The following is a 26,204-nucleotide window of genomic DNA, read 5'->3' on the forward strand; positions in this document are numbered from 1 at the left end:
TGTTAGCTCACTGTTCAGTTTAGCGTCGCCGCAACAGGCGCGGCAAGCGGTTGGTCATCTGTAAATTCCTGCAGTCGTACCAATTTCCGGTACACCCCGTTCCGGTGCATCAGCTCATGGTGGGTGCCTTCTTCCACGATCCGTCCGGCTTCGATCACTACGATACGGTCGGCGTTCTTTACCGTGCTCAGGCGATGGGCGATCACCAGGGCTGTCCTGCTTTGCATCAGTTTGTTGAGGGCGTCCTGCACCAGTCGCTCCGACCGGGTATCGAGCGCCGAAGTGGCCTCATCCAGCAACAGCAGCGGCGGGTTACGCAATACAGCCCTGGCGATACAGATACGCTGCTTTTGTCCGCCCGACAGCTTCATGCCGCGGTCGCCGATGATGGTTTGGTACGCGTGCTCGGTGCCCATAATAAAATCATGCGCGTTGGCAATGCGGGCGGCTTCCTCCACCGCATGCGCGGCCATACCCGGTAAGCCGAAGGCGATGTTGTTAAAGATCGTATCGTTAAAGAGAATGGTTTCCTGGCTCACAATTCCCATCAGGCTGCGGAGCGATTCGATCTTTACATCGCGGATATCCCGGCCATCCACCTCGATACAGCCGCTTTGAACATCCATAAAACGGGGCACAAGGTCCATCAGCGTCGATTTCCCGCCACCCGAAGGCCCCACCAGCGCGATCATCTCGCCTTTGCGGATGCGCAGGTGAATATCTTTCAGCACCTCGGCATTGCCGTACGAAAAGCTGACCGCCGAAAGATCGATGGATCCGTTAAAGCCGGTAATGCTGACGGCTGCCGGCGAGTCCGCTACGAGCGGCTGCTGATCGATCATCTCCAGCACACGCTCGCCGGAGGCAATTCCCATAGAAATATTAGTAAAAGCGTCGGTCAGCGCTTTCGCGGGACGTATCACCTGCGAAAAGATCGCGATATAGGTAATGAACTTTTCGGCTGTAAAGCCAGGCTGCCCGCCGGATACTACCAGCTGCCCGCCATATAATACGATCACAGCGATCATGGTCACCCCCAGAAATTCCGAAACCGGAGAGGCCAGCTGCTGCCGTCGGGAGATCCGCCTGCCGAAGTCAGAAAATTTCTCGTTCTCGCGGTGGAACTTGTCTTTGATGAACCGGGTAGAGTTAAACGCCTTGATCATCTTGATCCCCGTGAGCGCTTCTTCCAGCTGGCTCACCAGCGTGCCGAATGAGCTTTGCGCGCGCGATGCCTCATTTTTTAAGCTTTTTACCAGCCTGGCGATCAGCCAGGCCGATACCGGGATGATAAGCAAAGAGAACAGCGTGAGCTTTACAGAGATCGCCAAAAGCGTAACCATGTAAGCGACGAGCTGGAACGGTTCTTTAAAAACGACCTGGAGCGTGCCGGTTACGGAAAACTGAACAGCCTGCACATCGGTGGTCACCTTTGAAATGATGTCCCCTTTTCGCTCGCTGCTGAAGTAGCCGGTATGCATGTCCATCACGCTCTCGAACACCGCTTTTCGCAGGTTCAGCAAGGTGTGGATGCGCAGGCTCTCGATAATACGCTGCGAAAAATACCTGAACAGGTTGCTTAACAACACCGAAACCACGATCACCGCGCACACCAGCTGAAGGGCGGCATAGATCCCGAATGCGCGGTTCACTTCCTGCGCCGTATAGTTGAAATAACCGAGCACGTCCGTCCACCTATCAGGCCGGGTAAGCGTTCCGGTTGCCGTGCGTGCGCTGAATAGCGTGGTCACCAGCGGCGCGAGCAGCGCCAGGTTCAGCGTGTTAAATATGACACTCAATACCGTGAAAAGCACGTATGGGAAAGCGAACTTCCCGATAGGGCGCGCAAAGGATAACAGGCGGAAATAGGTCTTCATAGTGTCTGCGGCGAGTGCGTGAATGTATAATCCATACGCAGATTTGGCATCAGGCGTAACAAGATTGACTAAAATGAACGGGAAAATATCTTCCGCACATCGCCGGACAGCTCCCTATTAACCGGCGTCGTTTCACCCAAACCTGTGATTAACCGGCTGTTACATAGGTGTTACCCCGATCTGCTGTCCCCGGCCGATGACCAGAATTATTCAAAGGACGCAGGGCGGGCCGAGGGGATCCCGTCCGCAGGCTCCCTCCGGGGGCTCCCGGCAAACAGGGTTTTATAACTTTCGCCCAGCATACTGTAACCCGGTGTGATGATCGGTCGTTCTACAAGGTTCATAAAACGCCCGTTGAGGTAATGTGCGGACCTTTCCACGCGCAACTGTCTTTCGCCGGAAGGGAGGCGAATTGCGGCTGCCGCATATAAAAATACCCCGATGCCGTAAATAACGCCAGCAAGCCCAGCTGCGTGATGCCGGACCATTTAACCACGTTCCAAAATTTCCTCATCGGCTATCGGGCTGCAAGTGCTTTGATGTCGCTGATCTCCAGCACCTGTTTGGGATAGCCTTTTATTACCGCGTTGATCATGGCGCGTCCCAACTCGTGCAGGCTGATAATCCCTTTGGAAGAGAAAAACCTGATGATGCGAATGATCGCTACGTAGATCGCTTTAGCGTTCTTCTGGCCTTTTACCGGCTCCATCCCGCCCGGGCGAAAGTTATATTGGGCCTTAAAGGGCAGCTTCATCAGGTCGTTTTCTGTCCGACCCTTTACACGCGCCCACATAAGCTTACCTTTTTCGGTACTGTCCGTATGCGAGCCGGTAATGTAGTTGAAAACCATCCCGGGGTTAATGGCAACGAGGGTTTTCGCGAAACGCATGGTGGTATCGTAGGTGATCAGGGTATATTTTTCTTCGCTCATGCCCACGGAGCTGATCCCGGCACAGAAGAAGCAGGCATCGTAACCTTCAAGGGACGTGCTGTACGCTTCCACTTCCAAGAAATCGGGCACGATCAGTTCTTTGAGCCTGGCATGTTTAATCCCGGAATGCTTCCGGTTCACCATAAGGACTTCCGAAACGGCATCGTTCTGAAGGCATTCCAGGAGTACGCCTTCACCGGCCATCCCGGTAGCGCCGGTGATAATTACTTTTAGCGGCATGTTGTTTACGTTTAAGTGTTGCTTGTTATAAAGGTAGTCGATCAGCAGCACGCCATATTTTATCGGAAGGAAACTATTATCTTGGTGTCATTTAAAGTCTTTTTATAGAATAGCGACCGATTGAGGCGCCTCCCCTGCGCCGCCGTGCCCGATGCTATGCCTATGGCCGGCATCCGCCGCTACGTGGTTACCACCGTTTTTAAATGTGAACATTCCCGGGGGAAATTAAATCCTTTTAAAAACACTTTGAAATGCAAAGTACTATCCATAACTTTGCAAAACAAAGAACTTTTATTAATAAACAAATCCTGGTATTATGAACGTTAAAATACTATTTGCCACAATCACAACCCTGGCTTTTTCCTTTGCGGCAACCGCGCAAATGCCCGATAAAGCCAAGCTCGACCAGCTATTCGATCGCCTCGCGGAGAAAAACAAAGGGATGGGTACACTCGTCATCACAAAAGACGGTAATCCCGTTTATACCCGTTCTTTCGGTTACGGCCAGATCAGCGAAACCGCGAAGAAGCCATTGACTGAGGCGAGCAGGTACCGGATCGCTTCGGTTACTAAAATGTTTACGTCCGTGATGATCCTGCAGCTGGTAGAAGAAGGAAAGCTTAAACTGACCGACAATATCCACACCTATTTCCCGCAGGTACCGAACGCGCAGAAGATCACCATCGCACAGCTTCTCTCGCACCGCAGCGGCGTTCCCAACGTAAAGCCCGGACAAGAGAAAACGGCGCCGGTGACGAAGGACGAAATGCTCGCACTGATCGCCAAAGCGGCTCCTGATTTTGAACCGGACACGAAACATATCTACAGCAATTCCGGCTATTTTCTCCTGGGCCTTATAGTGGAAAAGCTCACCGGGAAACCTTACGGGGAAGCGCTTGCAGCAAGAATTACGTCGAAAGCCGGGCTCAAAGACACTTACGTGGCTACCGGCGGCATCGATGTAAACAAGAATGAAAGTCTCACCTACTTTTATATCGATGGCGTGTGGAAGCAAATGCCCGAAACCCATCCAAGCATCCTATTCGGTGCGGGCTCGATCGTTTCAACGCCTAACGATATGGCCCGGTTCGCCCAGGCGTTGTTCGGGGGGAAGCTGATCTCCCGCGAGCACCTCGACCTGGCGAAAACGATGAGGGACGGCGACGGGTTCGGTATGGAAACCTTCCTGTTCACAGGCAAAACCTTTTACGGGCACACAGGCGGCGGCGACAACTACGGTGCATGGTTAGCTTACCTCCCGGAAGAAAAGCTTGCGGTGGCGTACGCTTCAAACGCGAAGGGCTACCCGGTAGCCGATATTATGCAGGGCATTGTAGATATTTACTATAATAAGCCCTATACCATTCCCACTTTTGAGACGGTTTCTATCAGCCAGGAAATACTCGACAGCTATACCGGGGTTTATTCGATGCCGGGAGCGCCCGTAAAATTTACCGTTACCCGGGACGGCTCAACGCTTTATTTCCACCCGCCGGGAGGACAGTCGCCCGCCCCGCTCGAAGCCACCGCACCTGATAAGTTTAAGATCGAAGGCGCTATGGTGATCGAGTTCGACGCCGCCAAAAAGCAAATGACTATTAAGCGAGGCGGCGGCGAAAGGGTATTCACCAAAGAGAATTAACCACCTCACCCCATCGATGTAAATATTCAAAGACTTATAAAAACTCCATGACACTAACGTACCAAGAGCGACCTGCGCTGCACCGTATGCGCGCTAAAGTATCCCAGCGCCCCGCCTTTTAGGTTACTTACCGGGTTAGCGGGAGCGGCATTCTCGCCATTTCCGCTGGCACCGTCCGCTAAACTAAACCAGTAAGTATAAATTGCGGCGTCAATACACTGCATTTCTATCTCCACTTTATCACCTTTTTTAAAGGCCGTATTCTGGTCGTCGATGGTTGAGTAATAGTCAAGCTGCGTATTTACTTGTTCACCCTGGGTAAACTCGTCGTTTTCTACGAAGATGCTTTTTTCCTTCTTCCCATTCTTGTACTGAACGAACCTGTAAGCGTTTTTTTGGTTCAGCGGATCCCGGTAAGAAACGGTGGCGTACCGGATGGAGCGGTCGAAATCGTCGCGCGTAAGGTACAGACTGTCAAAACGTACCGGGGCGGGCATGGTGCAGGAAGCGGTAAATAACCTGGTTCCTATTTTAACCGAAAGCGAATAGGTTTCGCCCGGGATACCGGTAACCGACGTATTTTGGTAAATGCCTTTGCCGGTTTCGTTAAGCGTACGGGTAACGCCCTTGTTCTCTACGGTAACCGTTGCGCCGCTGATCCCTGGGAAAGTGTTGTCGTCCGCAAACTTACGGGATTGGCTGATCAGCACTTTACATGCCCCGGCCTCGTTGGCAATCACCCCTTCAATAACATATTTGGCTTCACTGTCTTTTAAATCTATATCGATCACTTCTTCGCAGGCGCTGAGACCGCCCAGCACAAGCGTTAAGGAAAAGAACCGCAGTATCGTATTCATTTTTTAAAATTTAAAATTGTAAGTAATGGATGGAACATATTTAAACAGCGTAGTTCGAAGCGCTTCGGTGTGGTTTGGATTAGTTTTGCTGTCGCGAAAGGTAATGCGGTAAGCGTTATTATATCCATAAGCGTTATATAAGCCAAGTACCATCTCTGACGAAAATTTTTCCGACTTTTTAAGCTGCCGGGTAGCGCCAAGGTCCAGGCGCTGGTAGGCGGGCATACGATAGCCGTTTCGTTCGGTGTAGTAATACACGGTTTGATCGTCTATGCTATACTTTCCTGCCGGGAAGGTCACTGCATCGCCGGTGTAAAATACCCAGTTAGCGGAGAGCGTCCACTTCCCGGATGCGCGGTAAGCGGCTACCACGACAATATCGTGGGTACGGTCTTGCCTGGCATTATACCATTGATCGTTATTAATGCCGTTTATTTTACGTTCGGTTTTAGAAAGCGTATAGCTCACCCAACCGGTCAGTCTCCCGCTTTTCTTTTTTGCCAGCAGTTCCACCCCATACGCTCTTCCTTTACCGTACAGCAGTTGGGTTTCGATGGGCTCGTTGGTAAAGATGTCTGCACCGCCGCGATAATCGATCTGGTTGGTCATTTTTTTATAGTACGTTTCGACGGTGAATTCATAGCGGCCCGCTTCCGGCTCCCTATAGTAACCCAGCGATAGCTGGTCGGCGGTTTCGGGCTTTACCAGGTTGGTACTGGCTACCCATTTATCCGTTGGCGAGGCGCTGGTGGAGTTACTGATCAGGTGCAGGTTCTGTACATTCCGCACGTAGGAGGCTTTTAAAGAAGAGGTGGCGTTAAGCTTAAGCCCGGCGGCTGCCCGCGGCTCCAAATTGTAGTAAGTTTTAACGACCTCGCCTTTACGGTACCTGGTAATGTTGGTGATCTTGCCCTGTGCGTCCACATCGTAAAAATCGCCTTTACCAAGAATGGTGAATCCCGATGCCCGCAACCCGAAAGTCAGGCTCAGGCGATCACTCGCATCCCAGGTATCGCTCAGGTAAGCCGCATTCTCCAGCGAGTACTGGTTTTGCAATTTTTCTGAGAGCACGCCGGAATTACCTTTAGTGGAAATTTCGCCGGGCTTGATGGTATGGTAGATGGAATTGACGCCAAAACTGAGCTTATTGCCTGCTCCCGGGGTCCATTGAACGTCTTCTTTAAAATTCCAGTCACGAATCTGCGAGAAGATGATGAACTCGTTTATCCCGAGGCCCACGTTGATCTTGTAATTGTAATTACTGTATATAAACGAGCTGTTCGAAAATACCCTGTTGCCGAAAATATGGTTCCACCGAAATGTACCGGTGGTGTTTCCCCAATTAATGCCGCCAATCTTTTCAACCCCAAGCAGGTCTTTGCCAAAGTAGCCGGAAACATACAGCCGGTCGCGCGCTCCCAACTGGTAATTCGCTTTGGCATTTACATCGTAGAAGTATAGCTTCGCATCGCCGGTAGCGGTATCGGGCACCATTTTTAAAAATGCGTCTACGTACGTTCTCCGGGCCGAAAGCAGGAAGGACGACTTCCCTTTTTGAATCGGCGCTTCTACATTCAGCCGACTGGCTATCAGTCCGATGCCACCGCTGATGGCGGGACGCTGGTTGTTGCCGTCATTCATCTTAATATCGAGCACCGATGATAACCTGCCGCCATATTGCGCCGGCATACTGCCCTTGTAAATACTGGCATTTTTAATAGCGTCGGAGTTGAACGTAGAAAAGAACCCTAGCAGGTGGGATGCGTTATACACAGGAGCCTCATCAAGCAAGACCAGGTTCTGGTCAGACGCCCCGCCCCGAACGTAAAAGCCGCTGCTTCCTTCGCCGGCCGCTTTAATGCCTGGCAATAGCTGGATGGTTTTCACGATATCCCGCTCGCCCAGTAATACCGGGATATCATTCGTCTGGCTTACATTGATCTTTTCGAGGCCCATCTGGGTGCCGTTTAACAACTGGCTGCGGTTAGCGTTAATGGCAATTTCCTCCAGCGCACGGGGATAAGCGTCCAGCGCAAAGTTTTGCGCCGTATCCGCTTTTATCGCCAGGATCGCCGTGCGCGAACGGTAACCCATGGCGGTGATCACCAGGGTATACGTTCCCCGGGGAAGGGCGAGCGAGTAAAATCCGTACTCATTGGTGATGATCGTGCGCGAAAGCTCTGCTACCCGGATAGTGCCGCCGATCAGCGTTTCCCCCGTGCCGGCATCTGTGACGATACCACTCAGGGCGTATTTCGCGGTTAAGATTCCGGCGCCATCCGCCGTTACTCCTGCTTTCTTCCTCCCGGAAAGTTCCAACCTGATCAGCACCTCGCTCCCGAGCGCGGCGAAACTATATGGATAACCGGATAACAGCTCGTTCAAGATCCATTTCAGGCTTTTGTCTTTTGCACGGATGCTTATGCGAAGTGTGCTTTTGGCCACATCGTCAGTATAAGTGAAGTTCACGCCGCTGGCTTTAGTGATCTTATCGAGTGCGGGTTTTAACAGTTCGTTTTGCAGCTCTACAGAGAGTTTCTTGTTTAATGGATCCTGCGCATGCACCGTGAGCGTTGCCAGGCAAAGTACGAGTAAGAAGAAACGCGCAGGCCTAACGCCAACGCGGATAAAATAGAAGAACCTGATTGGTCCGTAATTTTTCATAACTTTAAATTTATCATGTTAATAATTAGCCTGCCTTAAGTTTTCGAAGGCTGCGGCAAGCTTTTGTTGACGTTAACGGCCTGGTTCTGCTGTGCAGGATCGGGCTTTTTTGTAGGGTTCAGGGTGATCTCAATGTGGTCATAGTTGTGTGACTTTGAATTAACTGTTAAAAACGGGAGCATCGCTGCGACTCACTACCTTGCGGTAATCAAGTCGAAGGAAGCGCCTATCCATTACTTTATGATATATGTATTTCCGCTTTTTTGCCAGCTCACGTTGGTTACCAGGCAAAGCTTGTTCAATACCTGCTCTACGGGCTCTTTAAGGTCGAGCGTTCCGTAAAATGCTTTGTTCCTGACGTCGTCGTGCAGCAACACGCGGATATGATACTGCTCCACGAGTTCCGGGGTGATGTTATGTAACCGCGCGCCACGATAGGTAAAGATCCCTTCACGTTCTGCAAGGTAAGCCGACGCCTCCGGGTAATCTTCCCTGGTGAGTGAGTTCGTGGCTTTATTATATACGGCCCGTTGATTGGCTGTCATGACTACCTGTTGGCGAGTGACGTGCTCCTGCGAAGCAACCGCTACTTTTCCGGTAACCACGGTAATGCTCATGCTCGTGTGATCCCGGTAAGCGTCAATATTGAAACTGGTACCCAATACAGTGGTGCTGATGCCGCCACTGTTAATAATGAACGGATGGCCGGCATCGTGTGCCACATTAAAAAAGGCTTCGCCCTCCAGGCTAATGGTGCGGGTATCGCCGTGAAACCGGTCCGGGTAGCTTAACTTTGTACCAGGACTCAGCCACACCTGGGTGCCGTCTGCTAATAATACTTTTTTACGTTCGCCCCAGGTGGTAGTTAACGTGGTAAGCCGGGCGGCTGAGAGGCGATCGGAAATAGCGCCGCGATACAGGAAACCGATACTCATCATCAGCAAGAGTGAGGCGGCAACCGCCATGCGGAAAGGAAGACGGCTGATCAATGGTCGCTTAACACCGATCTTCCGGTGAAGTTTTTCCAGGATCCGCCGCGAATCAACTGGCGATAGTGACTGCCGTACCGTACCGAGGTCGTCCCTGTACTGCGTTTCAGCAAGATACCTGAGCGCTTCCGTATCCGTATTGTCCAGGTAATCCAGCAGCCATCGGCGATCATCTTCGTTGTACTCGCCCTCCCGGGCAAGGATCCGCTTCAACCGTTCGTTTGTGTCCTCCATGCGTTAATTTTCTTTGAATACGCAGGAAAGTAAAATTGCGGGGGGTTATATAAAAAAATAAAAAAACGCCAGCATCCCAACCTTATCTCCGGCACCGGGATGGCTTTTGATATAAGCTTTTACGGCTATGGTGGCCAGCGAGAGATATTCTTTAACAGTGTGCTTAGAGATCTGCAGCGTTTCCGCCGCTTCTTCGTAGCTCTTGCCCTCTATCTTGCAAAGGGTAAAAACGTTTCTTTTCTGGGGAGATAATTGTTGGAGCGCCTCATTCAGCAAGGTGTACCGGCTCTCTACCAATGCTTTATCGCCGGCCTCATCTAACCGCAGTTCTGCAGCCATCGACTCCTGCAACACCTGATCGCGCAATCGTTTACGGATGTGGCTGATCGCCCGGTTGTAGCTTACTACGTAAAGCCAGTTGCTTACAGGTTGCTGCGAATCCAGCATGTGGCGCTTCTCCCACAGGGAAATAAATACATCCTGCAGCAGATCCTGCGCCGCATCGTGATCCTTTACGAATTTGAGTATGTTACGATAGATAGCTTGATGATAGCGCCAAAAAAGGGCATCATACGCTTTGATGTCGCCTTTTTGCATCTCGGTAACCAGTAACGCCACAGATGTTTCCCCTTTTTCCATTCACGAAAATAAGTGTAAAAACCCGGGTTCCAACGGCCCGCTGCCTGATAGATCTGACGCGATACCCGGCAAGATCTGATACACATACTATATGACGCTCAAAGAAAAATGGTTCCCGTATGTAGAAAGCCGCCTAACAAATTTATTCATTTCGCCAGGCGGGGTGAAAGGAACCGTTAGCAAATGCGCTTCGTAATCAAATCTTCTTTCTTCGGTTAAATTGGCCCGTGATAATCGGGATCAAATTCCACGATCCACTCAATACCATATTTGTCTCTGAACATTCCGGCATATGTACCCCAGGGACTATCGCCAATGGGGCCTTCAATATCCCCGCCTGCCGATAATCCGTTAAATATTTGGTCGGCCTCTTCCCTGCTTTCGGCACTAACCACTATTTTAGACCGGTTTTCGTTTTCGTTTACCGGTCCCATAAATTCAGGAACGTCATTGGCAATCAACACATTGTGTTTACCAAGTGGCAAGGCAATGGTCATTATTTTATTTGCTTCCCTTTCCGCTACCGGAAATTCAGCACTTGCCAGGTCCCCGAAACGAATGACCCTGGTAAATTCTCCGCCAAAAACTGACCTGTAAAAAGTGAATGCTTCTTCGGCATTTCCGTTGAAGTTGATCCAGGGGTTAATTGTTCTCATAGTTTTTATTTTTGAATGGTTAATTTTTATCCTTAAGCTCCCCGGGCATCCGGGTTGTGAATGTGCCCGACAATTTTCTTCTTATAACTATTAAGATAAGGAGGTTAACAGCTCTTCCAGGTTTTTCAAGGTCATGGTGAAGCCTATTTTGAAGCCTTCCAATAATTTTTCCAATCGCTCAAACGATTCATTAAAAATGGTGATGTTCACTGTGGTTATGCCGTTTTGCTCGCTGAAGTTGTAATCCCATTCAGAACCCGGCAGTTCACGATTTTCATCTTTATCTGCAAACGCGTTGTACATCTTAAAATTGGTTTTCGGGGTAATGGATGTAAATTCCTGTACGGCCCAACGCTCCTGCCCGTCGGGGCTTATCATCGCGTAAAATCGCCGCCCGCCTACTTCAAAATTCATATACTTAGTTTTGGCGCGCATAGGTGCAGGCGCGCCCCATTGGTCAAGTAGTTCGGCTTTGGTAAAGGCATCCCATACTAAAGATTGCCCGGCATTAAACTCCCTGGTTATATAAACCGTTTTCGCGGTTTTGTCAACATTAAAATCAAAAAGCAAATCGTTATTCATTATGATTGATTTATTAGTTAATAATTTTTATTATCATCAATACTACTTCGTAGCCTGTTCTTTAATTGTTGTTAATAAGTGGTCAAGCTGGGTAAATTGAGTTTCCCAATTTTGCCTGAATTGGGCTAACCAATGGTCAAACTCCTGCATTTTTTTCGCATTAAAGTGATAATAGATCTCCCTGCCGCTATGCTCAGGCTTAATCAATTCGCATTCGTGCAATACTTTAATATGCTTTGATACTGCCTGGCGGGTCATATCAAATTTCTCAGCCATGGCATTTGGTGTTAATGCCTTAATAGCGATTAACGTTAAAATCGCCCTGCGTGTTGGGTCTGATATGGCCTGGAATATATCTTGTTTCATTATTGACTATCAATTGCGCAACTTTCAGGTTGCAAATATATATGCAACTTTTGAGTTGCGCAAATATATTTACATTTTTTTGCTGAGTGTAATAACGGGAAGATTTGTAGTAATTGTGGTATTCGTTACAATACTAACGGGCCGTGTCTTACTTTACGTGAAGAAGCGAGTCGAACTTACAGGCATTCATAACCATTTTATTTAAAAATATCTATGGATTATTAATGCACAGAAGATAGTCGAAAAGAAATAGCAAAGGTCGCACTCCATTAGTCAGGTAGTGAACTGGAAATCTTCGAAGCAGCATGCGCACCAAAAATAAGCTGGCTCTCATTTGTTAGCCGCGGATTTAAAACGGTATAGTCGATGCCTTTTAAAATGGCGGTAGCATTATCGCTAAGCCGCAAGTCTAAGTTCCGCACTCTATTTGCCGAACGAAAGTTAAAAATCGTATTATAATTGCCAATTGCGGTTAATTTCCCAATTGCGGCACCATTGATATTAGCTGCGGCGTTGCCTGACAGCGTTAGCCTTAAACTATTCAGCCTCCAGCCAGAGAGGATGTTATTACTGCCGTGAGCAATTATTGCCGTGATTTTAGGGCTGCTAATGATAATACCATGTGGCAAATTTTCAGGATCGCGCATGGACATACTGCTTATCACCGTAAATCCGATGATCAGCGTATCGCCGTTTTGCCTTACAGTCAAAAAGTTTTTACGCTTGGTCATCACCTTCATATCCAATGGCGCCTGCTTTATTTCAATAGCATAGCCATTACCACCCCGTATTTTAAGATATTTAAAGGGTCGTATTGCCACCGGCTGATAATTTTTAAACGGATCGTTTAAATTGATTTTTAAATAGACCTTTTTTAATAAAAAATCTGCGGAAATAGTCGTTGCAAGTAAAACCAACAACAAGCTTATTAATATTTTATTACTGGTTCTCATATTATAATTCTTTTTCTTTTAAGCGATACCAGGTAATCAGCCATAAACAGACCGGAACAATTACCCACAACAAAATCGACGTAGCTAAACCGGCAGAATCAGGAAGATATACATACATGTTTTCGCCCTGGTAAGTAAACTGAAAACTATCCAGTGGTATATTTGAATCGATGTGGCTTTCACCAGTGATTAGTTTCAACAGCAATGAATTACCGTTAAAAGAGACAAAAAGCCCAATAATGATAATTAGCAAAGTTTTAAGAAACCGGCTCTTATTAAAATAAACACTACCCAATAGGATGATTGACTGAAAGCCGACGAACGTGAACAAAAATTGGTAAAAGCCATTTTTAAAAAGGTCAAAGTTTCCCCAGGACGATCCGGCGGGAGCTACGACGGTTACTACTGCTTCCTTTACGCTGTAGAACAAAACGAAATAGGCGGCCAGGTAAACAACAATGCCGTAAACCAAAGCCATACCCAGTTTGACGGCTGCCGAAGCAGGCAATACCAGGAACCAGGTCCCTTTTTGCTTATTGCCCAGGTCATTTAAAATAGCCGACATAAATACACCGCCGCCGCAAAACAATAAGATCAGGAAAATTCCACGCGTAGTATCGCCGTTAAAGCTCGTTTGCCATTGCCAGGCAAGCAGAAATAAGAAAGCCAGGATGGCCGCGATAGCCGCCGAACCTACCAGCCACGCCTTACGGTTCTCGAACCATTGGCGCTTAAATAGCAGGATGAAATGTGTGAAGCTCATTATTTGCCAGGTTTTGTTTGATTAAAAATGGAATTGATCAGTACCGGGTTGCTTAATGTGGCGTTAAACAATATTTCCAGGTCAATATAAGTTTCGGTATGCTGCGGGTTACGGCACATGGCCACCAGGCCGTTGGGTGTTTGTTCTTCATATAAAATATCATCCTGCGGGATATGCCGCTGCTTGTTGTAAAAGCTCAATTGTTCCATGATCCGGTCTTTTTCTTCATGTAATAAAATGCGGCTGTCGTCCATAATGATAACCGAACTGATTAGATCGTCCAGATCACGCACCTGGTGGGTAGAAAGCAGGATAACCTTATCCGGCCTGCTGGCCCGGCTCATGATATTACGGAATTGAACTTTTGAAGGGATATCCAAACCATTTGTGGGTTCGTCCATTACCAATAGCCGGGTATTAGCGGCCAGCCCAAAAGCGATAAATGCTTTCTTTTTCTGTCCGAAGGACAATTGGTGCAAATTTCCATCTATAGGAATATTAAACTCTTTTAAATATTCTTTATAAGCAGAATGACTAAAAGAAGGATAGAAAGGTGCATAAATAGCTAAAAACCGGTTGATGCTTAACGAGGGCAAATAGCACTCTTCCGGGATAAAAAACAACTGTTCCAAAAATCCCTGTTCCCGTTTAAAAGGCTGTAAACCGTTTACCTTACAAGTCCCCTTAAATGGGAAAAGCAAACCGGTAACGGTTTTCATTAGCGTTGATTTACCGGCGCCGTTCTTGCCAAGCAGCCCGTATATCTTCCCGGCTTGCATTTCCAGGTTCAAGCCGTCAAACAGTACTGTATGTTTGTTATAGCGGTAGATTAAGTTCCTGATCGTGATCATACCTGTTGATTTTAACGACAAATGGAAGCATAATAGCCGGTTCCGAAAAAGAAGATCGACCGACGTGGAATAAGGCCGGTTGGAACCTGTATTTACGCCAACTAACCTGCCAATTAACACGCATGGATTTTAGTTGGCGTTATATGCCTGTTCATCAGTTAAAAAGTGGCATCTGTCGTAAAATTTAGCAAATAACATTCCTTAAGCGGAAATTAGCGGGATGGACCTGGAAAAATTAAGCGAAAAGATTTATAACCGTAAAGCGTTTCGGGTTAGCGCGCATTTGATTTTCTGGCTGGCCGAACTGCTTTTAACCTGGTACACCACTATCATATCATTCAATACGTATCGCAACCTGGGCGACCTGCCGGTCTGGGAACTATCGTTTATTAATACGCTGAACCTTGCGCTGTTTTATTATCCCTTTGTTTACCTGTTTATCCCGCAGTTACGGAAAAGAAGAAACTTCGCCGGGGTGGCGGGTATCATCGGCTTGCTGTTCGTTTATACCCTGATCAATTCGCTCACAGAAAAGCTTGTGCTTGTCCGTTGTGCCGATTGTATGGAAATGCTTAAAAGGAGTAATAATGATTATTACCAGTTTCTGCATCTCGGCTTGCTCAGCCGGCTGTTCGCTAAATTAGCCAGTATGGGGATGCTGATCGGCTTGGTATTTTCTGTAAGCGTACCCTTGGCGATCAGGATCGCAATCCAGTCTTTCCGCCAGCAGATAGCTGTCGTTAAACTGGCCAAAGAAAATGTGGAATTGGAGTTTAATTTTCTCAAATCGCAGGTGAACCCGCATTTTCTGTTTAATTCCCTCAATAATATCTACGGTCTGATCCTGAAAAAAGAAAATAATAAAGCCGCCGCGACAGTTGCCGGGCTGGCGGAGTTTATGCGTTATACCCTGCACAGCCCAGGCAGCGATCAAATGCCGCTGCAAAAAGAAATTAAACTATTACAGGACTATATCGACCTGGAAAAGATCAGGCTAAACCATACCGCTGTGAATTTTGAACTAGAATCTCAAAATGAAAATCAGGTATTGCCCTCCTTATTATTGATCCCGATGATCGAAAACGCGTTTAAATACAGCGCCGACCGATCAGGTGCTATGATAAGCATCAGGTTGGTGATTAAAGCCAGCAACCTCCAACTAAGCGTAACCAATACCGTAGACGTAAACCGGCAACTCCATACCAGCGGCGGCATAGGCCTGCAGAATTTAAAGAAACGCCTGGAGCTTTATTATCCCGGTAATTATAACTACGAGGCGACTGATACGGGCCAGTTATATACCGCCAGTTTAGAGATCAGCTTATGAAAAGTAATACACACATTAACTGTATGGTAGTTGACGATGAACCCATCGCCCGGGATATACTCGCCAGCCATATTGAACAAACACCCGGCTTAGAACTGGCAAAAAGTTGTATGAGCGCTACTGAAGCGTATGAAGGTTTGCATCAATATAAAGTTGATCTGATATTTCTCGACATTCAGATGCCCGTTATTACCGGCAGCAATTTTTTAAGGTCTTTGCGCAACCCGCCGCTGGTGATCTTTACCACCGCTTACCAGCAATATGCCGTGGAAGGCTTTGAACTCAATTCGGTGGATTACCTGCTAAAGCCCATTACTTATGACCGTTTTTACCAGGCCATAGAAAAAGTAAAGGAGCGCCTTGCTTACAAATCGGCTGTACGACCATCGGTACCAAGCCAGACGCAATCTATTGATTATATATTTATTAAACAGGACACTAAGTTAGTCCGCGTTAATTACAACCAGATCAATTATATCCAGGCTGAGAAGGACTACAGTTCAGTGTACCTGGAGGATAAGCGTCTCTTAGCGAGCATGCACCTCAAGCTTTTTGAAGATACACTGCCCAAAGCAAGTTTTATACGCATTCATCGGTCCTACATCGTCAATCTTACTAAGATCGTGTCTATTAAAGGGAATATGGCGGAACTGGTGGATATAGAGATCCCGATAGGTGCAAACTACCGGGATGATTTACTGGCGGCGTTACGAATATAAGGTGATTGGCGTCGGATCGGCCGGATGGTTTGTTGTAAACCAACCAGGACATGATTCATCTGTTGAACCGTATATTCGGGGAATTGAAAACTCCACATGAGAACGGTTTAATATCTGTAAACAGGCATTCCTGGATTAATTGAAAGATTCCCTGAACTCCTTTGGCGAAAGGTTCGTTTTCGTCTTAAACAACCTGCTGAAGGACTGCAAATGCTCAAACCCCAGCTCATAGGAGATCTCACTGACCGACAGGCTGGTTGTAGAAAGCTTTTCCTTTGCCAGGTCTATGAGCTTTCCATGCAGGTACTGCTGGGTGCTTTGGTCAATTAGAGATTTGAGCATCCCGGTTAGGTATCCCGCCGAAATATTCAGCTTTTCTGCAATGTAGCTTACCGTTGGCAGACCTTTATCTGCAAGGTGGCCGTTCTGAAAGTACTCCCCGATCAAATCTTCCAACCGGTTTAAGATCTCGTGGCTCACCGCCTTCCTGGTGATGAACTGCCGTTGATAGAAGCGCTCGGAATAACTGAGCAGCAATTCAAGCTGCGCAATGATCACCTGCTGGGTAAAGCGATCAATATTGGCGTTTGCTTCGACTGCGAGTTGTGCAGATATAGCGTTGAGTGTATTTTCTTCTGCCTCTGATACATGAAGGGCCTCGTACAGGGAGTAGTCAAAAAAGTCGTATTGTTTGATCACTTTCGCAAGGTGCGTTCCCCACAGCAGATCGGCATGAAATAGGATCATCCATCCCGTAGGGCGATGTTCCCTGCTACCGACGACTTCTACCGTAAATACCTGGCCGGGAGCCATAAAGAAGAGCACGCCGTCGTCAAAATCGCTGACCTGCTGGCCGTATTTGATCCTGGCATCGGGCACCCTTTTCAGCGCGATGGAATAGAAATCGTAGATCATGCTTAAGCCGCCACCTGTCAAAGGTATTTTAACGTCCTGCATATTCACCACGCTAACCAGCGGGTGTCCTGGTTTTGGCAGGCCCGCCAGTTTGTGGTATTCTGAAATGGTCTTGAAATGATATCTTTTAATACGCTCCATTGAGTTAATGATATCAAAAATATACATTACCCCGCAAATCCTGCAGCAGTGTCGGGTGGCTGGTATGCCAGTTCAATTGCTCTCTGGTTTTGAAGGCCGAGGCTGGACCGTCAACGCCTGCGAAGTGTTCAAACCAGGTGAAATGTTCGGATGCTTCTTTCCCCGATTTGGAAACTACAGGCAATCCAAGCTTTGAGCCGATGGCTTCTGCTATAGACTTTAGCGTAACGGATTCCTCCGCCACGCCATGAAAACGAACTCCGGGAACGGTGTTTTGCAGTGCGAGTCTATACAGAGCGGCTGCATCCAGGCGATGTACGGCTGTCCACCGGTTCTCCCCCTTGCCTATATAGGCGGATACCCTAGTCTTTTTGGCCAGATCGATCAGCATAGGAACAAATCCATGGCGATCGCCATCACCGTGTACTGAGGGAGAAAGACGAACTACCGATACATTGATCCCCCTTTCAGCCAGTTCGTCCACTGCCTGCTCGGATGCTGCACGTGGGTTACGGGAGTGCGCATAATCGGGAAGGGAATCCTCCGTCACCATCTGTCCGCCTCCCACCACAAGCGTTCCCGAAGTTACGATCAATGGGCGGTTGGTACCCGCCAGTGCATTGCCCAGGGCTTTGATGGCTTTGCGGTCTATTTCACAGACTTCCCCGAACCTTGAAAAATCGTGGATAAATCCTGTGTGGATAACTGCGTCTGCAGATCTTGTACCTTCTGCCAGGCTGTTCAAGTCCTCCAGGTCGCCTTTATGTACCTCTGCGCCTGAAGATTGAAGCGTTTTTTCCGCCTGCTCATTCCTGGCAAGGCCAATCACTTGGTGCCCGGCGCCGATCAGTTCAGCAACTACTGCTGAGCCTACAAATCCTGTCGCCCCTGTAACAAAAATTCTCATAGTTATAATGTTAGATGTTAGTATTTCTATCCGGTTCTTAATTGATCCCGTGGGATTCACCTGTTGTGCGTAAATGAACCCTGCAAAGATCATTCGGGCCGACTGAAAATATTTAACCGGATCAGGCTTTAATTTAGCCAAAATCGCAAAGCGGGAGTCCGAAATAGGTTCAGACATTAAATGAGTAGCCTGACGGGAAGCTCCACGTAACGCTGCCAGCGTTTCAAACACCTCACCTCAGTTATTTTACGGTACTTGATCATACGATGTTATGCGATCATTTCCAGCTCCTTTTAAAATTATCTCTGTCTCATCCCTTTCGCTCTGCGGTGCATAAGGTTGGGCTTGCGACGTCGGCGCATCATTCTGAGCGAAGGCTTTCCACCGGGTTGGTCAAGGCTGCCTTGATGCTGTGATAACTAACGGTGAGTAAAGTGATGAGCACGGCGCCTGCCCCGGTTAATGCAAATACCCACCAGGACAACCCGGTATGGTAAGTGTAACGCTGCAGCCATTGGTGCATGAAATACCAGGAAACAGGGACGGCAATGAGCAGGGCGATCCCCACTAGGGTGACAAAGTCCCTGGATAAGGAACCCCAGATGCTAAACACCGATGCGCCCAGCACCTTTCTTATACCGATTTCTTTGACGCGCTGCTCGGCGATAAACGACGCCACCCCGAATAATCCAAGGCAAGATATGAAGATAGCGAGCACAGCGAACACGGAGGCCAGCTTTCCGGTACGTTCTTCCGCTATAAACTTTTGCGCATACTCACTATCCGCGAACTTGTAATTGAACGGCGCATCCGGTGCGAACTTTTTGAAAACCGCATCGATCCTGACGAGCGCATCAGCGACAGGCATACCAGCCCTGAGCTTCAAATTGATCACATTGAATGAGCGTTCGCGATCATCCATCAAAAATACCACCGGTGTTATAGGATCAAAAGGCGAGGTCATGACCATGTCCTTTACTACACCCAGTACTTTCCAGTCTTTTCCGTGCCATTTAATGGTTTTACCTACAGGCTCCTTCAATCCCATCTGCCTGATTGCCGCTTCGTTAAACAAAAAGCCCGACGAATCGCTCAAAAACTGTTTGGAGAAACTCCGGCCTTCTTTCATTTGCCAGCCCACTACGCTGCCAAAATCGGGGTCTACCAGCACGGTACCGAATACCTCCTGCCGGTTAGGATCCTTTCCTTGCCAGCTCAGGTTATCTGCCGACGACCAGATGCCGGTCATCGGATTGGAGGAAGCCGATACGCCGGATACTGCGCCGGTCCTTAACAACTCCTCGCGGAAAGCGCTGTATCCCTTGATAGCGTTATAAGAGATCGATACCAGGTTGTCCCGGTTATAACCTACCGGCCTGTCCTTGGCAAATTCGATCTGTTTAAAAACAATGATGGTTCCGATGATCATCGTAACCGAAACTGAGAATTGCACCACCACGAGAACCTTACGGGGTAATGCAGCTCCAGGGCCCGCCTTGAAAGTGCCTTTTAATACTTTCACCGCATTAAAGGACGATAAGTAAAGCGCCGGGTAGCTTCCCGCAAGAAGTCCGGTGAACAGGCAAAAACAAACGCAGGTCAGCCAAACCAGCGGGTTGGTCCAGATCAGGTGAAGGTCCTTTCCCGAGACGTCATTGAAAAACGGCAAAGCCAGCCAGGCCAGCAGCATAGCGATCAGGAAGGCTACGGCAACGATCAAAAAGGATTCACTTAGGAACTGCGCTACCAGTTGCGCGCGCAAGGAACCGATGGCCTTACGAATGCCCACTTCTTTAGCGCGCTTTTCGCTCCGTGCCGTGCTCAGGTTCATAAAGTTGATGCAGGCCAGCAACAGCACAAACAGGCCGATGATACCGAAGAGCCATACGAACTGCAGTCGCCCCGCAACGGCAACGCCGTTCCTGAATTCATACAAGTGCCATTCGCGCATCGGGGACAGGAAGAGCGCGGGCTTAGTGGCATTCTTTGCATGCTTATACAGGATGTTCTGAATTTTATGCGAAAGCTGCCGCAAGTCGCTGCCCTGGTTTAACAAGGCATATAGTTGGAATGAACTATTGTACCAGTTATTTATGCCATCGCCGTTCTGCGTGAGGAGAGCGACAGGCGCGATAAAATTGATATCGCTGAATTGCGTATTCTTTGGCAGGTCCCTGTACACGCCTGTTACCTGCACCAGGAAAGCATCGTTGAGCCTGATCGTTTGGTTGACCGGATCGGTTTCACCAAATAGTGCCCGGGCCAGTGATTCATTGATTAATATGGCGCCGGGCGTTTTAAGGGAGTTTTTCGATCCCCTGAGCATATGCAGGGTGATGATTTCTGTAATGGCAGGTTCAGCATAACAGCCGTCGCTTGAAAAGGCATGGTTATTATAATTCAGGTTCTGTTCCATGGTAATAACCGAGGCCACTTGCTTAAAGTCGCCGGCATATTTATCCCGTAGTTCCGCCGATAAGGGCAAAGGCAGCGAGGATTGCGTTACCAGGCCGCCGCCGGCGTTGACATTCGCCAAAACCTGTACGATGCGGTCATAATTCTTATTGGACCTATCGAAGGACGCTTCGTCCCATATCCATAAACCGATCAGCATAGCCACAGCCATACCCACTGCGAGGCCGGCAATATTGATCAGGGAAGAAACTTTGTTCCTGGCCGTATTTCTCCAGGCGATCTTTAAATAATTTTTAAACATATGATTGCGGTTTACCTGGTTCGAAATTACCGCAACGGGCCGTGAATCATATGTCAGGTTATAAGATGGGAGTTGTTTTTTATACTCCGCGGGCGTTTTTCCCGTCAGTTGTTTGAATGCGCGGTGAAAGGTGCTCGGCGAATTAAAACCTGCGTCATAAGCAATGCCCTGCAAGGTAAGGTGCCCGAAAGCTGCGTCCTGCATCTTGCGGGCCACCTCGCCTATACGATATTCATTGACAAAATCATTAAAGCTTTTCTTGAGCCCGCTATTAATGATACGGGACAATTCGTGGGTCGTCAATCCGAGCTTTTCAGCCAGTGAGGTCAAACTGAGTTCCGGGTCTTTGTAATAAGCGCCGTTCTTTACCATTTGCTTAAGCCAGCTGGCTTTATGCTTTAACTCATCCGGCGATGGTAACTTCAAAAAATAGGGTTCATCTGCGGGCGAGTTCATTTCGGGTCTTAAGATCACCATCCCGGCCGTGCCAATTGCCAGGGCGGCTAAAAGGAGATATACAGGATAAGGATAGCCGATGATCGTAAAGGGTATCCACAATAGCCATAAAATGGCGAAACCTGTCAACAACTTGTTCAGCCACCGCAATTTTAAGCGGTAACGATCGCCCCCGTTAAATTTCAGGTCCCGCGAGAATTCTTTGATCAGCTGATGAGCGGCATACCAATAGACGCAAACAGAAATAAATACCAGTGATCGGAACAGCGGGATCCGGCCCGGAAAGCCTGGTGTATAAAGAATACCTACGCCTACTGTTATTAACATGGGAAAGAAATGCAACAGGTCTCCGGAACGGAATTTATAGTTTGGCCGGGTTATGCTCCCTACATAAAAATAGATGAGCGGACCTAAAGCCAGCGAAAATGGCGGTAGTTCCGGGTGAATGCCAGTGTACAAGGCCCGGATCATCCCGAGGACGGTAACCATGAGAATAAAACCAAGGACCCGGTTGGCGGCCTTGTTACCTTTTTGGATCAGTAACAATAGCAGGCTGAAAGCAAGCCCGACGAATATCGTTCCCAGCAAAGCCAGCTCATAAAGGTCGGTATGCAAGTTATCTACTTTCAAGTTATGCACTTAGGTCAATTCATGTTCCAAAATTACAAGCAATTAATAAGCAGGTAGTTATATAATAATGATTATGTATTGTGTAACAGAACCGAACATGGGCATGTCCGGTTTTGAATATTAAATGATCGTCCGGAATCAGCTATACTGATATTATTTGTAGAGACGATAATTATCCTTCCTCCCTGCGTGACTCTCTCCGGCAGGGAGACAGGATTTCATGCTTATTTTACTTTCCCGGAGACGGAGCAAGTTAGAAGCCTGCAAGGAATTTTAAGCGTAATTAGAGAGGTCTATATTAACAATACCTGAGCCGATATTTAATGAATCTATGTTAGTCAAATAAATAACTTATTTTTATTTGTTTTTTGTTATTGATACACTTTTATTCAAATTTTACTCTAATTTTATTCCACGCGATAGTCAATTATAAAAACGAAAACCATGTCATATCTCCATTCACCGTATTTTGTTTTCACGGGCGATTTTGTTTCAGACGTATCTACGGTCAACAATGACCCGGCGCACTATAATAACGCTACGTTCGCAAGTTCATTTCAAACACCCGGATCAGGCAATCTCAATGGATGGTGGAACCCTGAGGGCGGCGCCACATTCGGATTTCAGAACTGCCGGATGAAGCAGCTATCGAGTAAAGAAGGTACCGGGGATCCGGATTTCCAGGACCCTATCTTTGGCGCTATAATAAGCAGCGCGGCGGGCAGAAACTCGGGCAAAATGGTAGACCTCGATCCGCAGTGGCAAATGAGTTCACAGCTTTGGGGAGTCAGCGTTTTCATTTCTACCAGTGACGGCGAGTTGCTTGTGTCCGGGAACATCAAGGCGACCGGGTTTCGCGACTTGCAGATGAGGCAACAAAAGGGTGCGCGCGTTAACGGGCAACCTTTGGGCGGTATGTGGACTTCCGTTCTGGAAAATGTGGTGTGGGGCGATAGGGCCGCCGATTCACCGTTTTTACAGCAACTGAAGGCAGCCTCGGCTTCAAATAAACTGAGTATTAACCTTAGCGGTTACGGGTATTACTACAACCATGCTGCTGACGGGCGATTTTCTCTCGGGCGTATTATCGGGACAATTGGGCCGTGGCTTGAAAATGAACCGGAAATACTTTCACCTTACCGCAGACTATACGGAATAATACAAGACGCCAATCAGAATACCTTTTTCAATTTTTCGAACTTTCTGTTCGAGCAGCAGCAACAAAGGTTAACCGTCGACTTTAGCGGTTCATTTCCGGTGATCGACTCCATAGGTACTATAGGTCTCAACAGTAAGCTCTACATGGCTGTCAGTAAAGTGCCTGTAACTATGCCTGCGCCGGGTTCCGCGAATGTAATACTAGCCTCCGACGAGATTATCATGATCGGCCAGATCAATTACGATGCCGCGTGGCTTAATAATACCGGCGGGATTGCGTCATTCACTGACCTGCCCGATGACGTTACACATGCGCTTGCCAATAACCAGCTGCTCTTGTTAACCCCTGGTAGCGGCGGAAATTACATCGTTATCGCACGCGAAGCTATTGATGGACTGGTACTGCGAGCCGACGATTTCGTTTGCCGCATCGATTGTGGTCAAACGGTACCGGTAAATCTGTATGCGTATCAATGGGGGGAACCGCTGCAAAATGCCGTGATAACCATCAACATGGACCCCGAAGGCGGAGGAGCTGCAGCGGGATCTCAGTCGCAGAACCCACTCATCCCGGTTTGTGACATACCTAATTACAACACTCCCGTTGAAGGTATAAGTTTCTCCCAAACGATCAATACAGATGCGAATGGTTACGCCAGCCTGGATATTACCGGTAACAATGTGAATAACCCCAGGGGATATATCGACGGCCAAATTTACACCTTAAGTTATGCACTTTCCGGTCAGCAGCCAGATCCTGCAGCTCCGGGAAATATAGTTTCCGACGGGATCTTCATCCACGTAAGGAATTATTTCGAAGCCCCGGCCAATCCGTCGTGGAGCGACATATCAGAGATTATGGTGCAGTTTGCCAATTTATACCCTATTATGAGTAAGTACTTTTTGAATTTTGCAGATCCCCTGGCGCTGTTTTCAAAAAAGGAGATCCTCAAGTTTGCCTTCACCCGCGATATTACCGATCCTGTTTATATGCCGGTGACCCGCGATCTGTCTGAAGCAAAGAAGCAGGCCATACTCAACTGGCTGTCTGCCGATCAGCCGGTTGTTGATATAGGGCTTGCGGGAGCAATGGCTGCAGAGCCTGCAAAAATCCGGAATGTCCCGGAGGCTGGTGCACCGATCCCCGAAAAACAGGCAAAGCTAAAGCGTGCGGTGATGATGAAAAATGGCGCGCTGCTGTCTTATCCTGAAATTGATAACCTGTTTGAATACTAACATAAACATCATGCTTAAAATAGAACCGAAATATATAGTGGAGGCCGTATCTGCATCAAGCCTCGAAGAGCTATTTCCGCTTGTTCAGAATGCTATAGAACTGGAGCACTCCACTATACCTCCATACCTCACGGCGATGTTCTCATTTAAACCGAATACCGGTAATGAAATAAGAGCAATAATTCACTCCATCGTCATCGAAGAAATGTTGCATATGTCCATTGCCGCCAATATACTGAATGCCCTCGGCGGGAGGCCGCTTATCAACGACAAGTCTTTTATTCCCGAATATCCCACCCCGTTGCCTATGGGTATAGGCAGTAGCGAAGGGCTCATCGTAGGGCTCAACCCGTTCAGTATAAATATCGTGCAGAGCATTTTCATGGAGATCGAAGAGCCGGAGAATCCTATCCCTCCAACCCTTATGCTGGCGGCTGAGGCAAGTCCTGAATATGCTACCATAGGACAGTTTTATATGACGTTAAGCGATAAGATACAGCACCTTGCCCCGGATAACCTGCCCGGCGATCCTGCGAAGCAGGTTACCTCAAACTTTTTTAGTAGCAGTGAGCTCTTTCCCATCCTCACCAAAGAAGATGCGGTCAACGCCATCAATATCATCGTAGAGCAAGGAGAAGGTACTACCCATTCGCCCCTGGATCCCGAAAAGGAACTCGCGCATTATTACAAGTTTGCGGAAATCGTTGCAGGAAAGAAGGCTGTCGTTCGTAACGATGGCTCTTATTCGTTTTCCGGTGATCCGATACCGTTCGATCCGAATGACGTTTATCCCGTTTATTCAAATACAAAGGCAAAGATGCTTATCCCGGGAACTGAGGAACGACGGCGTGTTGACGAATTCAATAATGCCTACAGTTCGCTCCTTAACGGGTTGCACCGTACGTTCAATGGCGAACCTGGCTATCTCGACAATACGATCGGTGTTATGTTCGACCTGAAGTTGCTGTCTGAGAAGTTGAACGCAACACCCTTCCCGGGTCAGCAGGGCTATACGATCGGTGCGCCTTATGAGTGGTTTCCACAGCCATAAGTAACAGCAGATGAGCAAAAAAATCATTATCCCCTTTGCGATCGTAGTTGCTATTGTCATAGTCTCTTTCCTGTTATTTAACACCCTGGAATCGTACTTCACTACCTTGCTGAATGATGTTTCAAAACATCGAGGCACATACTCAGGCATAAGCATGCTGGTACTGGCGTTCGACATCGTGCTTCCGGTACCCTCCAGCATCGTCATGTATATGAACGGGTATGTGCTGGGCATGGGTTATGGCTCGCTTACCTCGTTAACGGCGCTTATGGTAAGTTCGCTTGCGGGATATTATATTGGCAAGTTCACGTCCTTTAGCATCCGCTCTGAACATGATGAGCGCGCCAATTCCATATTGACGCGGTATGGTATGGTTGCGGTTCTTTTATCGCGGGGTATTCCAGTCTTATCCGAGAGCGTGTGCGTTGTGTGCGGGTACAATGGGATGCCGCTGCAGAAATATCTTCTGCTCAATTTGGCTGGCTATGCTCCCTTATGCATGCTCTATGCATTTTGCGGCAGCCAGGGATATGATCAGGGCATATTCCTGCTTTCGCTGGGCTGTTCATTGGGCATATCCGCGGCTTTCTGGTATGGGAGGAGCATGATCTCTAAAAAACATGAAAAACCTGCAGCTGCTTAACATAGCTTACCTAGCGTAGCAGTCTTATTCGAAGTGCGCGTTGTACAGGCAATGTAACGCC

General features: G+C 48.1%; 22 protein-coding genes. 6 read left to right on the plus strand and 16 right to left on the minus strand.

All coding sequences use genetic code 11. The features are described from left to right. Window positions 1-14: 14 nt before the first annotated feature. From GS398_RS10010 to GS398_RS10020, 3 genes are all read right to left on the minus strand, one after another. The gene (locus tag GS398_RS10010; protein ID WP_160906620.1) at window positions 15-1,877 is read right to left on the minus strand and encodes an ABC transporter ATP-binding protein; all 1,863 of its coding nucleotides are present in this window, start codon (window positions 1,875-1,877) and stop codon (window positions 15-17) included. A gap of 206 nt (window positions 1,878-2,083) precedes the next feature. Continuing rightward, window positions 2,084-2,365: a hypothetical protein gene (locus GS398_RS10015; protein WP_160906621.1), complete on the minus strand. Its 282-nt coding sequence runs from the start codon at window positions 2,363-2,365 to the stop codon at window positions 2,084-2,086. Between the two features lie 29 nt (window positions 2,366-2,394). After that, entirely contained in the window at window positions 2,395-3,048 is a 654-nt protein-coding gene (locus GS398_RS10020; RefSeq protein WP_160906622.1) for an NAD-dependent epimerase/dehydratase family protein, read from the minus strand. Between the two features lie 316 nt (window positions 3,049-3,364). On the opposite strand from GS398_RS10020, the gene GS398_RS10025 reads away from it, so the two are divergent. Continuing rightward, window positions 3,365-4,690 (plus strand): serine hydrolase domain-containing protein, encoded by a 1,326-nt coding sequence (locus tag GS398_RS10025; RefSeq protein WP_160906623.1) that lies wholly within the window; start codon window positions 3,365-3,367, stop codon window positions 4,688-4,690. Between the two features lie 53 nt (window positions 4,691-4,743). Here GS398_RS10025 and GS398_RS10030 read toward each other — a convergent pair whose 3' ends face one another. The 10 genes from GS398_RS10030 to GS398_RS10075 form a co-directional block, all read right to left on the minus strand. After that, a complete protein-coding gene (locus GS398_RS10030) occupies window positions 4,744-5,547 on the minus strand; it encodes a DUF4249 domain-containing protein (RefSeq protein WP_160906624.1) in 804 nt (267 codons plus the stop codon). Window positions 5,548-5,550: 3 nt separating this feature from the next. Further along, complete coding sequence (locus GS398_RS10035; protein WP_160906625.1) at window positions 5,551-8,211, minus strand: TonB-dependent receptor; 2,661 nt, start codon at window positions 8,209-8,211, stop codon at window positions 5,551-5,553. Window positions 8,212-8,444: 233 nt separating this feature from the next. Continuing rightward, on the minus strand, window positions 8,445-9,434 hold the full coding sequence (locus GS398_RS10040; RefSeq protein ID WP_160906626.1) for a FecR family protein: 990 nt from the start codon (window positions 9,432-9,434) through the stop codon (window positions 8,445-8,447). 45 nt (window positions 9,435-9,479) lie between these two features. Continuing rightward, a complete protein-coding gene (locus GS398_RS10045; protein WP_160906627.1) occupies window positions 9,480-10,073 on the minus strand; it encodes an RNA polymerase sigma factor in 594 nt (197 codons plus the stop codon). 215 nt (window positions 10,074-10,288) lie between these two features. Continuing rightward, complete coding sequence (locus tag GS398_RS10050; RefSeq protein WP_160906628.1) at window positions 10,289-10,729, minus strand: VOC family protein; 441 nt, start codon at window positions 10,727-10,729, stop codon at window positions 10,289-10,291. A 90-nt stretch (window positions 10,730-10,819) separates the two neighbouring features. Further along, window positions 10,820-11,311, minus strand: coding sequence for an SRPBCC family protein (locus GS398_RS10055; protein ID WP_160906629.1), 492 nt, complete (start codon window positions 11,309-11,311; stop codon window positions 10,820-10,822). Window positions 11,312-11,353: 42 nt separating this feature from the next. Next, window positions 11,354-11,677, minus strand: coding sequence for an ArsR/SmtB family transcription factor (locus GS398_RS10060; protein WP_160906630.1), 324 nt, complete (start codon window positions 11,675-11,677; stop codon window positions 11,354-11,356). Window positions 11,678-11,946: 269 nt separating this feature from the next. Continuing rightward, entirely contained in the window at window positions 11,947-12,630 is a 684-nt protein-coding gene (locus GS398_RS10065; RefSeq protein WP_160906631.1) for a hypothetical protein, read from the minus strand. A 1-nt stretch (window position 12,631) separates the two neighbouring features. After that, window positions 12,632-13,393 carry a hypothetical protein gene (locus GS398_RS10070; RefSeq protein ID WP_160906632.1) on the minus strand — a complete coding sequence of 254 codons (762 nt, stop codon included), beginning with the start codon at window positions 13,391-13,393 and terminating at the stop codon, window positions 12,632-12,634. Continuing rightward, window positions 13,393-14,244 carry an ABC transporter ATP-binding protein gene (locus GS398_RS10075; RefSeq protein WP_160906633.1) on the minus strand — a complete coding sequence of 284 codons (852 nt, stop codon included), beginning with the start codon at window positions 14,242-14,244 and terminating at the stop codon, window positions 13,393-13,395. The genes GS398_RS10070 and GS398_RS10075 overlap by 1 nt, the downstream gene beginning before the upstream one ends. Window positions 14,245-14,464: 220 nt before the next feature. Between GS398_RS10075 and GS398_RS10080 the strand changes: the two genes are divergently transcribed. Both GS398_RS10080 and GS398_RS10085 read left to right on the plus strand, forming a co-directional pair. Then, on the plus strand, window positions 14,465-15,571 hold the full coding sequence (locus tag GS398_RS10080) for a sensor histidine kinase (protein ID WP_160906634.1): 1,107 nt from the start codon (window positions 14,465-14,467) through the stop codon (window positions 15,569-15,571). Further along, the gene (locus tag GS398_RS10085; RefSeq protein WP_202406011.1) at window positions 15,568-16,290 is read left to right on the plus strand and encodes a LytR/AlgR family response regulator transcription factor; all 723 of its coding nucleotides are present in this window, start codon (window positions 15,568-15,570) and stop codon (window positions 16,288-16,290) included. Before GS398_RS10080 ends, GS398_RS10085 begins: the two co-directional genes overlap by 4 nt. A 135-nt stretch (window positions 16,291-16,425) precedes the next feature. On the opposite strand, the gene GS398_RS10090 is transcribed toward GS398_RS10085, so the two are convergent. From GS398_RS10090 to GS398_RS10100, 3 genes are all read right to left on the minus strand, one after another. Continuing rightward, window positions 16,426-17,346 carry a helix-turn-helix domain-containing protein gene (locus tag GS398_RS10090; protein ID WP_160906635.1) on the minus strand — a complete coding sequence of 307 codons (921 nt, stop codon included), beginning with the start codon at window positions 17,344-17,346 and terminating at the stop codon, window positions 16,426-16,428. A 13-nt stretch (window positions 17,347-17,359) separates the two neighbouring features. Beyond that, a complete protein-coding gene (locus GS398_RS10095; protein ID WP_160906636.1) occupies window positions 17,360-18,253 on the minus strand; it encodes an SDR family oxidoreductase in 894 nt (297 codons plus the stop codon). A 361-nt stretch (window positions 18,254-18,614) separates the two neighbouring features. Further along, window positions 18,615-22,055, minus strand: a complete 3,441-nt coding sequence (locus GS398_RS10100; protein ID WP_160906637.1) for an ABC transporter permease — start codon at window positions 22,053-22,055, stop codon at window positions 18,615-18,617. Between the two features lie 444 nt (window positions 22,056-22,499). Here GS398_RS10100 and GS398_RS10105 point away from each other — a divergent pair, with 444 nt between their 5' ends. From GS398_RS10105 to GS398_RS10115, 3 genes are read left to right on the plus strand one after another with little or no spacing between them, the layout of a single operon-like run. Then, window positions 22,500-24,449, plus strand: coding sequence for a hypothetical protein (locus tag GS398_RS10105; protein ID WP_160906638.1), 1,950 nt, complete (start codon window positions 22,500-22,502; stop codon window positions 24,447-24,449). 10 nt (window positions 24,450-24,459) lie between these two features. Next, window positions 24,460-25,500 (plus strand): ferritin-like domain-containing protein, encoded by a 1,041-nt coding sequence (locus GS398_RS10110; RefSeq protein WP_160906639.1) that lies wholly within the window; start codon window positions 24,460-24,462, stop codon window positions 25,498-25,500. A gap of 10 nt (window positions 25,501-25,510) precedes the next feature. Then, entirely contained in the window at window positions 25,511-26,143 is a 633-nt protein-coding gene (locus tag GS398_RS10115) for a TVP38/TMEM64 family protein (RefSeq protein WP_160906640.1), read from the plus strand. Window positions 26,144-26,204 lie beyond the last annotated feature (61 nt).

Source organism: Hufsiella ginkgonis (genome assembly GCF_009834915.1).
In the GTDB taxonomy this organism is placed as follows: Bacteria; Bacteroidota; Bacteroidia; order Sphingobacteriales; family Sphingobacteriaceae; genus Hufsiella; species Hufsiella ginkgonis.